The organism is Kribbella sp. NPDC049584 (genome assembly GCF_040675555.1).
Taxonomy (GTDB): Bacteria; Actinomycetota; Actinomycetes; order Propionibacteriales; family Kribbellaceae; genus Kribbella.
Genome location: NZ_JBFAPF010000002.1, coordinates 289,936 through 306,918, shown reverse-complemented (window position 1 = coordinate 306,918; position 16,983 = coordinate 289,936). Strand labels below are relative to the sequence as shown.

Here is a 16,983-nt window from a genome sequence, read left to right as displayed (position 1 = left end):
GGCTGGGTCTAATTCTGTATGGCCTTCACGATCGCGATGTTGCGGGTCAGCCAGTCCTGGGGCAGCGTGCCGTCGGTGTTCTCGAGTGTTCCCAGCACGTTCACCATCTGCCGGACGATGACCCAGTCACGGGCGCGATCCTCCTCCAGGCCAGCGGCGTCGATCGCCGTGTAGAACCGCTGCCGGACCGCGAACCGAAGGTCGCCGGCGGCAACTACTTCGTCCCAGCGGTTCCAGATCAGCGGCGCGACCTCGAAGTGCGGGTCACCGGACAGCGGCTTCGGGTCGATCACCAGCCAGGGCTCGCGGTCCGCGGCCAGCATGTTCTCGTAATGCAGGTCGGTGTGGATCAGCTTGCCGTCGGTGGCCGGGTCGGCGATGAAGTCCTCCGACAACGAGATCGCCTGCTCGACGTACCGATGCGGCACCGGCGCCGACGCGGGCAGCCTGCGGAAGCCCTCCACCCAGCGCTTCAGCTCCCCTGACAACGGCCGGTACTGCGGGCCGGCGGCGACATGCAGCCGCTTGTAGGTCTGGCCAACGATCTCGCAGGCGTCCAGCGCGTCGATCGTGGTCAGGTCGCGCGACTCCAACCGCTCCAGCAGCAAGGCGAACCGCCGCGGGTCGGCGCGCAGCAGCTGCACAGCGCCGTTGCCGGCCCAGGTTCGCAGCGCGAGGTGCTCGGTCTCAGCCTCCCAGTGCGGGAACTGCTCCTTGAGTACGGCCTGCTGCCCGTCGGCAAGCACCGGCACGACGATCGCGCAGCTCCCGTACGCCGCCGTACCGTCGACCTGCAACGACCACTCGCCGAGCAGGTCCCGCAGCAGCCGCGGAAGCCGATCCAGCCAATCCGCCCAGTCCTGCCCCCGCGAAGCAACCGCAAGCAGACCAGCAGGAATGTCGACCGGCACCTACTTCTTGCCTGCTTTCTCCGCTGGTTCGGAGGTGCGGAGGGCGGCGATGAAGGCCTCTTGGGGGACCTCGACGCGGCCGACCATCTTCATCCGCTTCTTGCCTTCCTTCTGCTTCTCGAGCAGCTTGCGCTTCCGGGTGATGTCACCGCCGTAGCACTTCGCCAGCACGTCCTTGCGCATCGCGCGGATCGACTCGCGGGCGATGATCCGGGACCCGATCGCGGCCTGGATCGGCACCTCGAACTGCTGCCGCGGGATCAGTTCCTTCAGCTTGCCGGCCAGCGCGACGCCGTACGCGTAGGCGTTGTCGCGGTGCACGATCGCGGAGAACGCGTCGACGGTCTCGCCCTGCAGCAGGATGTCGACCTTCACCAGCTGGGCCGACTGCTCGCCGGTCGGCTCGTAGTCGAGCGAGGCGTACCCCTTGGTCTTCGACTTGAGCTGGTCGAAGAAGTCGAAGACGATCTCGGCCAGCGGCAGTGTGTAGCGCAGCTCGACCCGGTCCTCGGACAGGTACTCCATCCCGAGCAGGTTGCCCCGCTTGGACTGGCAGAGCTCCATGATGACGCCGATGAAGTCCTTCGGGCTCAGGATCGTCGCGCGGACGACCGGCTCGTAGATATCGGCGATCTTGCCCTCGGGGAACTCGCTCGGGTTCGTGACGACGAACTCCTTGCCGTCTTCCATCTCGACCCGGTAGACCACGTTCGGCGCGGTCGAGATCAGGTCCAGGTCGAACTCGCGCTCGAGCCGCTCGCGGACGATCTCCATGTGCAGCAGCCCGAGGAATCCGCAGCGGAAGCCGAACCCGAGCGCGCCCGAGGTCTCCGGCTCGTACTGCAGGGCCGCGTCGTTCAGCTGCAGGCGCTCGAGAGCGTCACGCAGCGTCGGGTAGTCGTCACCGTCGATCGGGAACAGACCGGAGTACACCATCGGCTGGGGGTGCTTGTAGCCGCCGAGCGGCTCCGTCGCGCCGTGCACGGCCGCGGTGACCGTGTCACCGACCCGGGACTGGCGGACGTCCTTCACGCCGGTGATCAGGTAGCCGACCTCGCCGACGCCGATGCTCGGCGACTTCATCGGCTCCGGGGAGATGACGCCGACCTCGAGCATCTCGTGCACCGCACCGGTCGACATCATCTTGATCCGGTCCCGGTGGGTCAGCTCGCCGTCCACGACCCGGACGTAGGTGACCACACCGCGGTAGGTGTCGTAGACCGAGTCGAAGATCAGCGCCCGGGGCGGAGCGTCCTTGATGCCCTTCGGCGGGTCGATCTGCGCGACGATCTCGCTCAACAGGTCCTCGACGCCCTCACCGGTCTTCGCGGAGACCTTCAGCACGTCGGACGGGTCGCAGCCGATGATGTGCGCCAGCTCGGCCGCGTACTTCTCCGGCTGGGCGCTGGGCAGGTCGATCTTGTTCAGCACCGGGATGATGTGTAGGTCCGCGCCCAGTGCGAGGTACAGGTTCGCCAGGGTCTGCGCCTCGATCCCCTGCGCCGCGTCGACCAGCAGGACAGCGCCTTCACACGCTTCGAGCGACCGCGAGACCTCGTACGTGAAGTCCACGTGACCCGGCGTGTCGATCATGTTCAGGATGTACGTCGTACCGTCCGGCGCCAGCAGGCCGCCCGGGGTGTCCGGACCCGGCGTGAACGGGAGCCGGACCGCCTGCGACTTGATCGTGATGCCGCGCTCGCGCTCGATGTCCATCCGGTCGAGGTACTGCGCCCGCATCGAGCGGTCGTCGACCACACCGGTGATCTGCAGCATCCGATCGGCCAGCGTCGACTTGCCGTGGTCGATGTGGGCGATGATGCAGAAGTTCCGGATCAGCGACGGGTCGGTACGACCCGGCTGCGGCACTTTCGTGGGGCCAACGGGCACGGAGGGGATCCAGTTCTGGTCTCTAGGGTGATATCCGGTCAATCATCCCATGCGGGTCCAGCAGATTCGAAAATCACTAGCGAGGGCCCGATAGCGTGGTGAGGTATGGCGCACGCTGCTGGGGTCAGGCTGCCCTACGAGAAGATGCCCGTGCCGGTCCGGGACTGGGTCGAGCGCGTGCTCGGGTCGACGGTCGTGTCGGCCGCCACCCAGCAGGGCGGCTTCTCCCCCGGCGTCGCCGCCCGCCTGGTGACCGCCTCCGGCCGCCGGGCCTTCGTCAAGGCCGTCGGTACGTCGCTGAACCCGAAGACGCCGGTGCTGTTCCGCCAGGAGATCACCGCGATGCAGGCCATCGGCCCGCTCCCGATGGCTCCGCGGCTGTACGACGTGTACGACGACGGCGACTGGGTCGGGATGCTGTACGAAGACATCTCCGGGCGACTGCCTGCACACCCGTGGGAGCAGGCTGACGCGGACCGGGTGCTCGACGCGCTGGCGGAGCTGACCGACGTACTGGACCCTTCGCCGTGGCCGGATGCGCCTGTGGTAGCTGTCCGGAGCCACGACTTCCTGAGCCGGTGGGACAACGTGCTGGAGGACGGTCTCGCCGTACCGTCCTGGATGGAGGGCCGGGTCGAGGAGTTCGCGGAGCTGGCGCGGAAGGGACTCCGCGCGCTGGCTGAGGGTAAGGCGCTGGCGCATTACGACCTGCGCGCGGACAACATCATCCTGACCGACGACCGGGTGGTGTTCATCGACTGGGCGCACCCGGGGCTGGCACCCCGCTGGACCGACACGGTCATCCTGCACGCCGAGATGCGAGGGTCCGTCGTACTGCCTGACCTGCCTGACGACGAGGCGATCACGGGGTTCATCGCGGCCGTGGGAGGCGGGCTGTGGTGGGGTTCGGCGCAGCCGGCGCCCCCTGGGATCCCCACTATGAGGACATGGCAGCGGGAGAGCGCCCTCGTCCACCTCGACTGGGTACGCCATCGGCTCTGATGCAGCGTTCCCGGCAGACGGACGTCTCTCAGGGTGTGACGAATCTAGTGGTGAGTATCGAGCAGCATCCTCACCAGGCGGCCGCCGGCGACGAGGCACGTGACGCCGTGACAGCGCTGTACGGCCGGGAGTGGCGCGGTCTCGTGCGCCTGGCCGTCCTGGTGATCGATGACCGACAGACAGCCGAAGACATAGTCCAGGAGGCGTTCGCCCAGCTGTACCGGCGATGGCCGCTCGAGGACTCCGACAAGGCGCTCGGGTACCTGCGTTCGACCGTGCTCAACGCGGGCCGGTCCGCGCTGCGGCGCCGCAGGGTGGCCCGCCTCTACACCCCACCGCACCAGGCGCCACAGGACTCCGCGGAGACCACCGCCGTGCTCGGAGAGGAACGGCTCCAGGTGCGGCAGGCGCTCCAATCGCTGGCGACCCGGCCGCGCGAGGTGCTCGTCCTGCGCTACTACCTGGACCTGCCCTTCGACGAGATCGCCGAGATCCTCGGCATCAGCGCATCCACCGCCAGGGCGACCGCGTCGCGCGGCCTGACGGCTCTCACCAAGAAACTCGAGGAACTGCGATGAACGACACCGAGACCCGGCTGCGCGACTACCTGCACGCCAAGGCCGACACCGTGCCCGACTCCGCCCACGGCCCCGGCCTGGAACTGGACAGCACCGGCACGTCCGCCCGCCGCCGCTGGGCGCCGATGGCACTGGCCGCGGCCGGCATCGCCGCGGTGCTCACCCTGGCCGTGCCGTACCTGCACGGCCTGGCCAAGCCCGACCAGCCGTCCGTGGCCGGCCTGCCGAGCGCAGGCCCGGTGTCGACCGGGGCGCCCCGGATTCCCTACACGACCTTGGTCGAGAACAATCCGGACAACCCGCTCGACACCTGGTGGACCCTCCTCCACGACGGCGGCACCACAGTAAAGAACCCGGGCATCAAGGGCGACGTCATCGCGCGCACCGCAGGCGGCTGGCTCGTCACCACCGGCTACCCCGATCACGCCAAGTCACAGGTCGCCGTCCTCTCACCGGCCGGCAAGCTCCAGCCGATCGGCCCGCTCGGCGCCGACACCCCGTGGCGCTCACCCGACGGGCAGCAGGTCGCCGTCGCGGTCGCGAAGTACGGCCGGCAGGACAATCGCGTGGTCGTCGTCGACGTCCGGACCGGCAAGGAGGTGGCGAGCCTGACCGTCAAGATCCCGAATCTGGAGCTCTACGGCTGGAACAAGGACGGCATCTGGATGGGCGAGCATTCTCCGGACGCCCGGGCGGTGAAGGTGTGGCAGCCAGGATCGAAGGACCTTCGGGCCGCCGGAACGTTCACAGGCCAACTGGAAGTCACCCGCACCACCAGCACCGTCGCGCACGTGAGCTACAAGAACGGGAAGACTTGCGTCGCAGCCGCCACGTTGGGAGCCAACGGGCTCGACGTGAAGCGCGAGTACTGCTTCAAGCCCCCTATGGCCGCGGCGTCCGTGTCGGTTGCACCGGACGGATCGACGATGACGATCAGCAACATCGGGGTCGCGGTCGACGTCGCCACCGGGAAGGTCGCCAAGCTGAGGCTGCCGGCCGGCACGAAGTGGTTCGAAGACGGGGTCTTCGAGGATCCGGACAATGTGATCGTGGTCGACGAGGCCGGTCCGGCCCAGAAGCTCTTCCGGTGCGCGGTCGAGACCGGCGAGTGCAAGCAGGTCGCGATCGTCAAGCCCGACGAGACGATTCGCCAAGTACAGCCCTGATCAGCTCACATCGGCTCAGCACGCTTTGTTGCGTGCTGAGCCGATGTCTCGGTCTTAGCCGTCGACTCGGACGAGGGTGGAGCCGGAGCCGTCTGCGCCGTCGGAGAAGCCGAGCTGGCCCATGTACCGGGTGCCGGCAGTCAGACCAGTCCAGGACGCCGTGACGCTGGTCTGGCCGGCAACTGTTACCTGCTGGCTAGCCGGGGTGGCCGCCAGGTTGCCCGCAGCCTTCTGCAGCTCCCAGTGGTTGAGCTTGACGGTCTGCTCGTTCGCTCCCGCGTACAGGTCGACGTACACGTCCACCGGGCCGCCTGCCGGCCGTGGGAGGTTGACCTCCTCCTCGGCCGAACCACCTGTGCTGCTACCGAGCAGAGTGGTCGTCCCGGCTCGGTAGACGAACACATCCAGGTCAGTGCCTGCCGGGTAGTCCGCGTCGAACGTGGAGAACCTGGCGTGCGTCGTACCAGCCGGGACGTTGGCCGTGAACTTCGCGACGTGATCGTTGGCCTTCGGGGCGGTCGTCGGGAACGCCACGCCACCAGGGTTCTTCAGTGCTGCCTCGCCGACCGCGGCCGCGTCCAGACCGACGGCCGTCGTGTTGAGCGTCCCGGCGTACCCGGCCGTGACCGGGACCTGCACGGAGCCACTCGTCCCAGTGCCGTTGACCTGAGTCGGCGCCTTCACCGTGAGCGGCTTGATCGCCAGAGTGCTGGCCACGGAGTGCTTCGTCGACTTCCAGACCAGGCGGCCGAACGAGTACTGCTCGAGCGGGGCACCGCTGTTCTCGAACGTCACCTTGTACGTCGTACTGCGGCTGGGCAGCGTGACCAGGATCCGCGGCGACACGGTCACCTTGAGACCCTTCAGGCCTTCGACCTTCGGGAAGTAGACCTCGGGCAGCTTGCCGACATTCGTCACGGTCCGGGTCACGGTCTGCCTGCCAGCGAGATCGCCGATCGCGATCGTCGGGTAGTTGAGATCGCTCAGGTCGATCTTGCCGTCCGCGCACAACTCGTGCGTGGCCGGGACCTGACCGGAGCCGCAGACGAACTTCGTCCAGTCGGTGTACGTCGAGTCGTAGACCAGGCCGGGGTCCATGCCCAGCTTCGGCTGCACGAGGCCTGCGCCGTACCCGAAGGGGTTCGCCTGCGAGCCGGAGTCGTTCTTGATCGGATTGCCTGCGGTGTCCTTGTCGGTCGCGGTCGTCATCATCGCGGACTTGATCGCCATCGGGGACCAGGCCGGGTGCTTGGCCTTAAGTACTGCGGCGATGCCCGCGACGTGCGGCGTAGACATCGACGTACCGCTCATGAACGCGTACTCGCCACCGGCGGCGCTGAACGCGGTCGTCGCGGCCAGGACGTTCGTGCCCGGCGCCATGACGTCCGGCTTGAGCAGGTCACCGTTGCCGGCCGGGGACGGGCCGCGGCTGGAGGAAGCGGCCACCATCGGTGCGGTCACGCGGACCGGCGTACCCGCGCTGATCGTCGCGGTCGGGTTGGTCGTGCCACCGACGTACGCCTTGACCTCCGGGGCGGCCTTGTCGTCGAGATGGACGGTCGGGACCGAGTGGAGGTCGGAGTCGAGCGTGCTCGGGGTGAGGTTGAGCAGGATCATGCCGACGCCGCCGGCGTTCTTCACCTGCAGGCTCTTGTCGACGCGGGCGTTGACGCCACGGTCACAGACCACGATCTTGCCCTTGACCTTCGCCGGGTCGAGCGTGCCTGCCTGGCAGAGCGTGAGGTTGGCGGGGTCGGCGCCTGCGAGGCCCGCATCCTTGGCCAGGATCACCGACGTCTGTGGCACGCCGGCGCCGATGCCCGCGCCCGTGTACGACTTCCCGTTCCCGAGCGTGACCGTGGTCTGGATGTCGCGGTCATGGGTGCCGTTGGCAACCGACGTCACCCACGGATACGTCTTGCCGACCGTCGCCTCGCCCGGGCCGGTGTTGCCGGCGCTGGTCGCGACGAAGACGCCGGCTTTGGCCGCCCTCAGGAAGGCGAGGCCGGTGGCATTCACGTACGACGATCCGCTGCCCGAGATGGAGTAGTTGATGACATCCACGCCGTCCGCGACCGCGGCATCGATCGCGGCCACGATGTCGGCGTCGGTACCGCTGCCGCCACCGGTCGCGTCGACTGCCCACAGCGCCTTGTAGATCGCGAGGCGGGCATGCGGCGCCATGCCGGAGCCCTTGCCGTAGTCGCGGCCCATGACGCTCATCTCGACGCCATAGTTGCCGGCCGCAGCGCTCGCGGTGTGCGTGCCGTGGCCGCCGTAGTCACGCGGCGACTTGTACTCCTCTGGGATCGGGCGGGTGCCGATGCCCTTGTCGAAGTACCGGGCGCCGATCACCTTGTTGTTGCAGGTGACGGGCGCTTCCTCGCCGGCCTGGCAGGTGCCCTTCCACTTCTTCGCGATGATCGCGTCGGACTGCTTGGTGGTCTTCATCGGCGCGAAGCTCGGACGCTCCGGGGTGTACCCGGAGTCGATCATGCCGATGATCACGCCGTCGCCGGCCTTGTCGACGCCGCCGGCCTGCTGCCACGCGCCGCCCTTGCCGGACAGGCCGAGGAACCGCGGGGTATCGACCGTGTCGGCGTGCTCGATCTCGCTCGGCTCGACGCTCTTCACCCCGGACGACTTCGCCAGCTTGACCGCGTCGTCGTACGACATCTCGGCGGAGAAACCGGCGTACGTGTAGTTGTAGTCGTAGAGCTTCTTGACGTTGTTCGTCTTCAGCAGCTGGTCGCGCTCACCGGCCAGGTGCTTGACGTAGTCGATCACCGGGGCGGCGGTCTTCAGCAGCTTGCCGCCGGGCGCGACCTTGGTGGCGGCGAGGCCGGCGATGTCGCCGTCGTACTCGGCGACCGGGGAGTCGTCGAGCTGGACGATGTACGCACCGGTCTCGGAGCGCTTGACGTCCGGGGCGGCGATTCGGGTCGCCGCCGGTTGGCTGGCGTTGGCGGCGTTCACCAGCAGCGGCACGCCGGCGGTTGCGGCGATCAGCGCTGAGGCGACGATGATCGCCTGGCGTTTGCGGGTCACGGAGATCCTCCAGGGCTGGACGGCGCAATGGTGGAGCGTTGGCTCGCGGGGCCCTGAGTATGCCGTCAGCCGCCGACAGTGTCACCCTCACTTCAGCAGGCCGATGCCAACAGCAAGGGAAAACCCGATGCCCGATCTGACCGAGTCGATCTCGGTGGCTGCCTCGCCCGCGACCCTTTATTCATTGGTGAGCGATCTACCTCGGATGCGCGAGTGGAGCCCCGAGTGCACCCGGGTCACCTGGACAACGTCGTCGCGATCGGATTCGTCTGGTTCGGTTGCCGGCCGGCGGTTCATCGGCCACAACCGGGCCGGCGTGGTGCGCTGGTTCACCTTCGGGCGCGTGGAGGCCGCCGAGCCGGGCCGTCGGTTCACCTTCTCCATCCACTTCGGGCCGATCCCGATCTCGCTCTGGGAGTACTCGTTCACGCGCACCGCGAGCGGCTGCGAGATCACCGAATCCTGGACCGATCGCCGTCCGAGGGCCCTTCGGGCGGTCTTCCGTCCCGTCTTCGGCAACCGCACTCCGCGCAACGCGGACGGGATCCACACCACTCTGGTGCGGCTGAAATCGGCCGCCGAGTCGGCGCTCACGCGGGAGTGAGTTTGGAGCTGGGGTCGGCTTGTTGGTAATCTGGCTCTTCGCGCGCCCACGGGCGGTGTATAGCCGTGCGCCGCGACACCTTCCGTATTGACCGCACACACCTGATCGAGGCTCTTCTTCGTGGCGAACATCAAGTCCCAGATCAAGCGCAACCGCCAGAACGAGGCTGCGCGACTTCGCAACAAGTCGGTGAAGTCGACCCTCAAGACGGCTGTGCGCCGCTTCCACGAGGCCGTCGAGGCCGGCGAGGCCGACAAGGCCCAGGAGACCGCCCGCAAGGCCGGCCGCCTGCTCGACAAGGCCGTCAGCAAGGGCGTCATCCACGCCAACCAGGCCGCCAACCGCAAGTCGGCCCTCTTCAAGAAGGCCGCCTCCCTCTGAGGCCCCAGCCGCGCCCCTAACGGCGCGGCCCCAAACGATCGGCCCGTCCCCAACGACCGGCCGATCGTTTTTGCGTCCCCAAACCCAGGTTGTCCGCACTCCGCAAGCCATGGGCTCGGGCTTAGCGTCGGCAGCAGCCTCGGGCTCAGCGTCGGCAGCAGGCTCGGGTTAGCGGCGGCCGTGGGCTCGGGTGATGGTTAGGACCATGCGCTCGAGGGCGTACCCGGCGTCGCCGGAGGCACCTTTGACGTCGGCGTCAGCCTGAGCGACGGCCTTGATCGCGGTCGCGAGTCCGCCGGGAGTCCAGCCACGGGACTGCTGCTTGAGCTGCTTGAGCTTCCACGGCGGTACGCCGACCTCGCGCGCCAGATCCGCCTCGCGCATCCCGCTCGGCGCACTGGAGTACTTCGCCAGCCCGCGCAACCCGCCCGCCATCGCGCTCGTGACGAGCACCGGCGCAACCCCGCAGTCCAGCGCCCACCGCAACTGCTCCAACGCCGGCTCGGTCCGCCCGGCGATCGCCGCATCCGCGACCGCGAAGCTCGTGACCTCCGCGCGCCCACCAAAGTACTGCCCGATCAACTCGGCCGTCACCGCCTGACCGCCGGAGTCTGACACCAGCTGCGAACACGCCCCGGCCAGCGCCCGCAGGTCATGCCCGACCGCGTCCACCAGCGCCGACGCCGCGCCCTCATCGACAGTCCCGCCGTGCAGCCGGATCTCCCCCGCCACGAACTGCGGCAACTCCCAGGCCTTCGGCGCCGTCGCGACGACCTCGTTGACCGATGCCTTCCGCAACTTGTCGAGAACGCCCTTGCCCTTCTGACCGCCCGAGTGCACCAGCACCGCGAGTACGTCGTCCGACGGCGAACCGGCGTACTCGATCAGGTGCGGCACCATCTCGCTCGGCAGGTTCTCCAACGACCGCAGCACCAGCACCCGCTCGCTCGCGAACAACGACGGCCCGGTCAGCTCGGCGAACACGCCAACATCCAGCGTGGCCGCGTCGACGTCAGTCGCCTCGACCTCGGAAGCGTCCTTCGACACCGCCGCGATCGCCGACCGCACCGCCCGATCCGCGAGGAACGACTCGGTCCCGGTCACCAGCAACACATCACCAAGCTTCGGCGCAGAACCCCTACGAGCAGCCACCGAACCAGCATCCCACGCCGCCCCGACAATCCGAGTGCGCACCCTCGCCGAACCAACCAAGATGACCCCATGACCCAACCTGCCGACGCTTTGATCGTCGTGGACATGCAGACCGCGTTCGTCTCGGGCCCGGATGCCGTACCTGGGGCGGATCGGCTACTAGAGCGGGTCGGTGAGCTGTTGGAGCGGGCGCGTGAGGCGGGCGCGGTCGTCGTACATCTCCAGAACGACGGTCCGCCCGGCGCGGATGACGAGCCGGAGAAGCCGGGCTGGGAGCTATACCTCACGGTGAAGACCGGCGCACGCGAGCACGTTGTCCGAAAGCCGAGGGACGACGGCTTCGACGGGACGGCGCTCGGGCAGATCTTGGTCGCGGCCGGCATACGCTCGCTGGCCATCTGCGGCGTCATGTCCGAAATGTGCGTAGCCGCAACAGCCAAGACAGCACTGGCACGCGGCTACCACGTAGTCCTCCCCCACGACGCCCACGCCACCTACAACATCCCCGCCCTCCCAGGCGTCTCCGCCGAGATCCCCGCCCACATCGCCTCCCGAGTCGCCGCCTGGTCCCTAGGCAACCAAGCCGAAACCACCGTCCCCACCAAAGCCATCACGTTCTCGTAGCCCCAACCCACGGCGAAGTGGGAGTGGTCATGGTGCGGGATGTGTGGTGGTGAGAGCTAGGTGGTTGTCGGTGTTGGTGACGGTGAGGGGGCCGCTGATGTTGGTGGTGGCGGTGCGGATGGCGTCGTGGGACAGGAGGTCCAGGGTTCTGGGGGCCGGGTGGCCGTAGTCGTTGTCGCGGCCGGCGGAGATGAGGGCCAGGCGGGCGTGGGTGGCTGCGATGAACTCGGGGTCCTGCTGAGCTGAACCGTGGTGCGGCACCTTGAGGACGTCGGCCCGCAGATCGACGCCTGATGCCAGGACGGCTCGCTGGGACTCGGGTTCGAGGTCTCCGGTGAGCAGGATGCGGAGACCACCGACCTCGACCATCATCGCGATGCTGGCGTTGTTCTCCGGCGAACCTTCGTCCGACGAGGTCGCCGACGACGTACCAGGCGGAGGCAGCGCCGGTACCCGCGCCGGCCACAGCGTCGTCCAACTCAGCTGACCGACCACCCGCTTCTCGTGGAACGTGACCGTCCGCAAGCCGATCCCATGGTGCGCCGCGAGATCGACCACCCGGCTGTACTCCGCTCGCGGCGAGAAGTACGGCGTCACCTCGATCTCGTCGACCTTCCGCCCGTTCAGTACGCCGGCCAGCCCGCCGACGTGATCGGCATGGAAATGACTGAGTACGAGCACCGGAATGTGCTTGATCCCCAGGTCCCGCAGGCATCGATCCATCGCGGCCGGATCCGGCCCGGTGTCGACGACAACCGCCGTACCCTCACCTGCTCTGAGCACAAGGCCGTCTCCCTGTCCGACATCGCAGACCACGAAGACCCAGTCGTCCGGCGGCCAACCGAGCGAGCCGACGGGACGCAGTACGACGACGGTCAGTACGACGACCGCCAGGATCATCGCGATCGGGCGCGCCAGGATGCGGTGCAGACCGAACACGAGTGCGAGGCAGAGAAGGGTAAGGACGACGATCCCGACTGCGGTTGCCGGCCAGGCGTTGGCGGCACCCGGCAGGTCGGCGCCTTCGCGCGCGACCAGGATGATCCAACGGGCAGGCCAGCCTGCGACCCAGCCGACGAGTTGAGCCAGTTCGGTGCTCAGCAAGGCGACTCCAGCCGCGATGAAGCCGAGGATCGTCGCCGGGCCGACGGCCGGTCCGGCCAGCAGGTTGGCGGCGACTGCGACCAGCGACACCTGTCCTGAGAGCCAGGCGACGACCGGCGTACACGCGAGTTGAGCAGCAAGCGGGCACGAGATCGCATCGGCCAGCCACTGCGGCAACCATCTCGCCAACGCATCACGCCAACCAGGTCCGAGCAGGACAATTCCCGCGGTCGCGAGCACCGACAACGCGAACCCGGCCGAACGCGCCAACGACGTATCGAGCAGCAGCAACACGATCACCGCAACCGACAGACTGCGTACGGCGCGACGCCCGGCTCCTCCGCTGGTCATCGCGGGCAGCGCGATCAGGCCCATCGCGGCTGCTCGCAGAACGCTGGGCTGTGGTCTGGCGAGGACGACGAAGACCACGACCATCACCACGCCGACCACGGTTAAACCGCGGGCACGCACCCCGACCAGCCGCGCCAGCGGGAGTACGAACGCGAGCAACAACGTGAGGTTCGTGCCGGAAACGGCCGAGAGGTGAGTTAGCCCGGTGGTCTGGAAGTCAGCGTTCAGCTCGGCGGAGACTCCGGACACGTCACCCATCACGAGGGCTGGGACGAGACCGCGGACGTCGTCAGGCTCGTCGGCTACGGCTTTGCGGAGGCCGGCGCGGACCTGCTCGGCGGCGCGCAGCCACCAGGGTGGTTGGTCGACGATTCGCGGTGGCGAGCGTGTCGAGAGCATCGCGGCTACGTCCGAGCCGTCTTCGACAGCTCCTAACCTGCCGGCGGCGTCGACGTGCTGGCCGTATCTGACGGTCTGCCACTTGGCGGTGCCGATGACGAACACCGGCGTATGGATGCGGGTTGTGGTTGTGCCCGCTGGGCGTGAGTGGGTGCGTACCTCCTCGATGGTTGCTTTGACGACTACGTACGGCGGGCGGCGGCTGGTGGTGCTTTGACGAAGTGACGGGTCTCCTTCGATCTTGAGGCGGACGTTGACGGTCGCGGAGGCGGCGGCCAGGTCGCGGATCGGGCCGCTGCGGAGGGTTGCGGATTGGAGGGCGGCCGCGACGCCGAGTCCGGCGATGGCGACGAGCGAGCCGGCTGCTGTCCATCCGATCGTTCGTCGTGGGTGGGTGGGGTGGTTGCGCAGCACGAGGCCGAGGGTGATGGCAGCGGCGAGCGCGACGGCGGAGACAAGTGCAGCAGTGAGCGGGCGTTGCCCGACCAGTACGACCGCCGTCAGCCAGCCCACCGCAGCCGGGACCAACAACCGCACATCGAGCCCTTCACCAGCAGGTGCGTCGTGCATCTCAACGGCGTGCGGGTCATGCATTTCAGCGACCAGCAGGGCGTGCGGGTCAGCGGCTGGCGGGTCGTGGGGTTCGGCGGCTGGTGGGTCGACGGCTGGTGGGTCGGTCGCGGATGGGTCGGTGGTGGGGTTAGAGGCGGACATGGGGTTTTAGGGAGTCGAACTTCTTGGGGCCTACGCCGGGGACCTCCTGGAGTTGGTCGATGGTGGTGAAGGGGCCGTTCTCGGTGCGGTAGTCGAGGATGCGTTGGGCCAGGACGGGGCCGACGCCGGGGAGGGCGTCCAACTGGGCGAGGGTGGCGGTGTTGAGGTTGACGGGGTCGGTGGATGCTGCGCTCGGGGTGGACGAGGTCGTTGTGCCTGGTGGGTTGGTGGGTGGGGGTTGGCTTGGCAGGCCGACGTTGATCTGTTCGCCGTCGGTGATTTGGCGGGCGAGGTTGAGGGTGGTGAGGTCTACGCCGGGGAGTGGGCCGCCGGCTAGGGCGAGTACGTCGGCTACGCGTGAGCCGGTGGGTGCGCGGACGAGGCCGGGGCGGCGGACTTTGCCGGCGACGTACACGACGAGAAGCGGTTGGCCGGGTGAGCTCGCGGCGCCCGTTGACTGGTTGATGCCCGGCGGCTGGTTGGTGCCCGAGGGCTGACTGGGGCCTGACAGATGGTTGGGGCCGGGTGATGGGTTGGTTCCTGGCGATTGATTGGCCCCGGGTTGGGTCTGGCTGGTGCCGGGTTGGGTCTGGCCCGGGGTTGGTTGGGCGACGGGTGAGCCGGGGGTGGCGATGGTGGGCTGGATGGTCGGGAGGGTTTCGGGGCGGGCTCGGAGGAAGGTCCAGGCGGCCCAGGACAGGCCGATGGCGAGTACGGCGAGTAGGACCAGGACGTGGCGTGGGGTGAGGGTCCAGCGGGCGTCTCGAAGTCGTTCGGGCCGGATCTGTTCGGGTATCCATCCACCGCGCACCTCATCATCACGCTCCTCTAGATAGTCGTCGTCGCGGCGGTTCCCGCGGCGTGGGTCGGTCGGGTCGTGAAGGGTCTCGCCGCCACCGCGACTGACGGCGGAGGTGGGTCGGTCGCCGCCCGGCCCAGCGCCGTGCTCGGGTTCGGCACCCGACCCAGCGACATACGCAGGCTGGTCAGCACCCCGCCCGTCGAGCTGCGCGGGCTGGTCGGCACCCCGCCCAGCAACGTGCGCAGGTTGGTCGGCACCCCGCCGAACGACGCGTGCGGGCTGATTGGCACCCGACCCAGCGACGTGCGCGGGCTGGTCAGCACGCCGCCCGGCGACCTGCACGGGCTGGTCGGCGTCGCGGACGACAACGTACGCGCGCTGGTTGGCACCCCGCCCGGCGGCGCGCGCAGACTGGTCGGCACCCGGCCGGGCGCCGTGTGCAGGCTGATCGGCGCCCGGCCCAACGACGTACGCAGGCTCGTCGGCGTCGCGCCCAACGCCGTACTCGAGCTCGTCGTCCACGGGCCGGGCGACGTACGCAGGCCCGTCGGCATCGGGGACCACGGCGTACGCAGGCTGGTCGGCACGCCGCTCGGCGACGTCCGCAGGCTCGTCAGCACCCCGCCCGGCGATCTGCGCGGGCTGGTCGGCGTCGCGGACGACGACGTACGCGGGCTGGTTGGCACCCGACCTAGCGCCGTAGGCAGGCTGGCCAGCACCCTGCCCGGTGGCGTGTGCGGGTTGGTTGGGTGGGAGGTCCGTGGGGGCTGGGCGGGGGTGGGTTGGCGGGCGGGCGGCGAGGCGGGCCAGGGCTCGTTCTCGGGCGCTCGATTCGGGGATGGGGGTACGTCGAAAGACCTTCACGCCCAGAGAAAGTACGAGTTCGTGGCCTTGCTCAACCCGCGGATTCGAATCTGTGGAGAAATGCGCCAACTACTATGCGCGTTCGGAGTCGCTTAGCCGAAGAGGTGTGGGCAGGCCATGTGGCCGGCGGCGAGGATGAGAGTCGGGAGGATTGGTAGGACCACGAGCGACATTGCTGCGCCGGCGGCGCCGACGCGGGTCGCCACTGGTAGCGGTGCTGGGGGTGCGAGTAGGCGTTCGACGCGGGTGAGCACTGAGCCGCCGGTTGCGGCGAGGGCGGCCGTCGGGGTGCGGGCGCATCCCAGTGCGGCGATTGCGGATGCGAGGCTCTCCGCGGACTCGCGCCGGAGAGTCTGGTCGTCGGCGAGGAGCTCGACGAGGTGGGCGGTGGACTGCTGCATCGCACTGAAGAGCGGAACCCTGGGAAAGGCCTTCTGCAGCGCGTCTGCCCAGGCGACCAGGAGATGATGACGGCCCGCGAGATGCGCGCGCTCGTGCGCGAGGACGGCGCGGAGCTCGCTGTCGCGGAGGATCGCCATCGCTCCCCTGGTCAGAACGATCTGCTTTGACCCCGGAACGCAGTACGCCGCAGGCACATCGGCCGGGATGACGGCTACGCCGAGCCTATGGTCGTGTCGGCCGAGCAGGCACACCAGTTTCAGATGGCGATCGCGTTCAACCCGGTGGCGTGCCAGTACCTGCCAGACGGTCAGCGTGACACGGCCGATCAGCACAGTGGGAACCAGGACGGCGACGGCTGCGGCGAAGATCCCTGGTACGCCGCGGCTGCCGTCGATGCCAGTCAGCCAGCCACGCAGCAATCCGTCGTCGGCGTAACAGGCGACGGTTGCCAGGATGGAAGCCAGCAGGACCGACACGGCGCACGAGTGCCATAGAGCCAAAGCCAGCCGTGGCGAGCGAGTGAGCCATTGGCTGGTCAGGAATCGCGGTGAGACAACCGCGAGCACAGCGGCGTACCCGAAGAGGACGGTCGCGATCGTCGTCATCGGCCAGGTCCTCGAGACCGCAGAGCCCGCCGAATCGCGTCGGCCTCCTCAGGGGTGACGGTCTCGACGAACCGCAGCAGGGTGCCCGCCTGGTCGCCGCTATCGGCGAGAATCTCGCGCATCAGTTCGGCGTTGTACTGCTGCCGCGTGGCGACCGGCGCGTACCGGTAGGCGCGTCCGTCGCGTTCCCTGGTCAGCCAGCCTTTGCGGTGCAGGTTGTCCATCACGGTCATCACCGTCGTGTAGGCGAGGTCGCGCTCCTTGTTGAGGTCGTCGAGCACGTCGCGCACGATCGCGGCACGACCCCAGGACCACAGGCGGTCCATCACCGCTGCCTCAAGCTCGCCGAACCCACGCACCGTGGCCCCCACTCTCTGTACCGAACA

At 68.5% G+C, this 16,983-nt stretch carries 15 protein-coding genes; 7 read left to right on the top strand and 8 right to left on the bottom strand.

Translation table 11 applies throughout. The features are described from left to right. Positions 1 to 8: 8 nt before the first annotated feature. The gene (locus tag AB0J62_RS08225; RefSeq protein ID WP_363865765.1) at positions 9 to 911 is read right to left on the bottom strand and encodes an aminoglycoside phosphotransferase family protein; all 903 of its coding nucleotides are present in this window, start codon (positions 909 to 911) and stop codon (positions 9 to 11) included. After that, the gene (gene lepA, locus AB0J62_RS08220) at positions 912 to 2,801 is read right to left on the bottom strand and encodes a translation elongation factor 4 (protein ID WP_363865762.1); all 1,890 of its coding nucleotides are present in this window, start codon (positions 2,799 to 2,801) and stop codon (positions 912 to 914) included. A 105-nt stretch (positions 2,802 to 2,906) separates the two neighbouring features. On the opposite strand from lepA, the gene AB0J62_RS08215 reads away from it, so the two are divergent. The 3 genes from AB0J62_RS08215 to AB0J62_RS08205 are packed head-to-tail and all read left to right on the top strand — an operon-like array spanning position 2,907 to position 5,547. Then, a complete protein-coding gene (locus AB0J62_RS08215) occupies positions 2,907 to 3,803 on the top strand; it encodes a hypothetical protein (RefSeq protein ID WP_363865759.1) in 897 nt (298 codons plus the stop codon). Positions 3,804 to 3,838: 35 nt separating this feature from the next. Further along, a complete protein-coding gene (locus tag AB0J62_RS08210; protein ID WP_363865756.1) occupies positions 3,839 to 4,381 on the top strand; it encodes a sigma-70 family RNA polymerase sigma factor in 543 nt (180 codons plus the stop codon). Continuing rightward, a complete protein-coding gene (locus AB0J62_RS08205; RefSeq protein ID WP_363865753.1) occupies positions 4,378 to 5,547 on the top strand; it encodes a hypothetical protein in 1,170 nt (389 codons plus the stop codon). The genes AB0J62_RS08210 and AB0J62_RS08205 overlap by 4 nt, the downstream gene beginning before the upstream one ends. A 54-nt stretch (positions 5,548 to 5,601) precedes the next feature. Here the strand turns inward: AB0J62_RS08205 and AB0J62_RS08200 are convergent, their stop codons facing one another. Further along, a complete protein-coding gene (locus AB0J62_RS08200; RefSeq protein WP_363865750.1) occupies positions 5,602 to 8,595 on the bottom strand; it encodes a S8 family serine peptidase in 2,994 nt (997 codons plus the stop codon). 127 nt (positions 8,596 to 8,722) lie between these two features. Here AB0J62_RS08200 and AB0J62_RS08195 point away from each other — a divergent pair, with 127 nt between their 5' ends. Together AB0J62_RS08195 and rpsT are read left to right on the top strand one after the other, a co-directional pair. After that, positions 8,723 to 9,199: an SRPBCC family protein gene (locus AB0J62_RS08195; protein ID WP_363865747.1), complete on the top strand. Its 477-nt coding sequence runs from the start codon at positions 8,723 to 8,725 to the stop codon at positions 9,197 to 9,199. A 120-nt stretch (positions 9,200 to 9,319) separates the two neighbouring features. Continuing rightward, the gene (gene rpsT, locus AB0J62_RS08190) at positions 9,320 to 9,580 is read left to right on the top strand and encodes a 30S ribosomal protein S20 (RefSeq protein ID WP_134097262.1); all 261 of its coding nucleotides are present in this window, start codon (positions 9,320 to 9,322) and stop codon (positions 9,578 to 9,580) included. A 168-nt stretch (positions 9,581 to 9,748) separates the two neighbouring features. Here the strand turns inward: rpsT and holA are convergent, their stop codons facing one another. After that, the gene (gene holA / locus AB0J62_RS08185) at positions 9,749 to 10,732 is read right to left on the bottom strand and encodes a DNA polymerase III subunit delta (protein ID WP_363865742.1); all 984 of its coding nucleotides are present in this window, start codon (positions 10,730 to 10,732) and stop codon (positions 9,749 to 9,751) included. A 69-nt stretch (positions 10,733 to 10,801) separates the two neighbouring features. Between holA and AB0J62_RS08180 the strand changes: the two genes are divergently transcribed. Beyond that, positions 10,802 to 11,356 (top strand): isochorismatase family protein, encoded by a 555-nt coding sequence (locus tag AB0J62_RS08180; RefSeq protein WP_363865739.1) that lies wholly within the window; start codon positions 10,802 to 10,804, stop codon positions 11,354 to 11,356. Positions 11,357 to 11,383: 27 nt separating this feature from the next. Here the strand turns inward: AB0J62_RS08180 and AB0J62_RS08175 are convergent, their stop codons facing one another. Together AB0J62_RS08175 and AB0J62_RS08170 are read right to left on the bottom strand one after the other, a co-directional pair. Beyond that, complete coding sequence (locus AB0J62_RS08175) at positions 11,384 to 13,804, bottom strand: ComEC/Rec2 family competence protein (protein WP_363865736.1); 2,421 nt, start codon at positions 13,802 to 13,804, stop codon at positions 11,384 to 11,386. 106 nt (positions 13,805 to 13,910) lie between these two features. Beyond that, entirely contained in the window at positions 13,911 to 14,735 is an 825-nt protein-coding gene (locus AB0J62_RS08170; RefSeq protein WP_363865734.1) for a helix-hairpin-helix domain-containing protein, read from the bottom strand. A gap of 66 nt (positions 14,736 to 14,801) precedes the next feature. Between AB0J62_RS08170 and AB0J62_RS08165 the strand changes: the two genes are divergently transcribed. Continuing rightward, a complete protein-coding gene (locus AB0J62_RS08165; RefSeq protein ID WP_363865732.1) occupies positions 14,802 to 15,686 on the top strand; it encodes a hypothetical protein in 885 nt (294 codons plus the stop codon). Here the strand turns inward: AB0J62_RS08165 and AB0J62_RS08160 are convergent. Further along, positions 15,683 to 16,597 (bottom strand): M56 family metallopeptidase, encoded by a 915-nt coding sequence (locus AB0J62_RS08160; protein WP_363865730.1) that lies wholly within the window; start codon positions 16,595 to 16,597, stop codon positions 15,683 to 15,685. The two genes, AB0J62_RS08165 and AB0J62_RS08160, sit on opposite strands and share 4 nt — an antisense overlap. After that, positions 16,594 to 16,968 (bottom strand): BlaI/MecI/CopY family transcriptional regulator, encoded by a 375-nt coding sequence (locus tag AB0J62_RS08155; RefSeq protein WP_363865728.1) that lies wholly within the window; start codon positions 16,966 to 16,968, stop codon positions 16,594 to 16,596. The genes AB0J62_RS08160 and AB0J62_RS08155 overlap by 4 nt, the downstream gene beginning before the upstream one ends. Positions 16,969 to 16,983 lie beyond the last annotated feature (15 nt).

Bases quoted from the DNA above. Each gene is read 5' to 3' on its own strand.
- AB0J62_RS08160 (WP_363865730.1), bottom strand. From the start codon at position 16,597: ATGACGACGATCGCGACCGTCCTCTTCGGGTACGCCGCTGTGCTCGCG.
- AB0J62_RS08175 (WP_363865736.1), bottom strand. From the start codon at position 13,804: ATGCATGACCCGCACGCCGTTGAGATGCACGACGCACCTGCTGGTGAA.
- AB0J62_RS08180 (WP_363865739.1), top strand. From the start codon at position 10,802: ATGACCCAACCTGCCGACGCTTTGATCGTCGTGGACATGCAGACCGCG.
- AB0J62_RS08215 (WP_363865759.1), top strand. From the start codon at position 2,907: ATGGCGCACGCTGCTGGGGTCAGGCTGCCCTACGAGAAGATGCCCGTG.
- AB0J62_RS08195 (WP_363865747.1), top strand. From the start codon at position 8,723: ATGCCCGATCTGACCGAGTCGATCTCGGTGGCTGCCTCGCCCGCGACC.
- AB0J62_RS08205 (WP_363865753.1), top strand. From the start codon at position 4,378: ATGAACGACACCGAGACCCGGCTGCGCGACTACCTGCACGCCAAGGCC.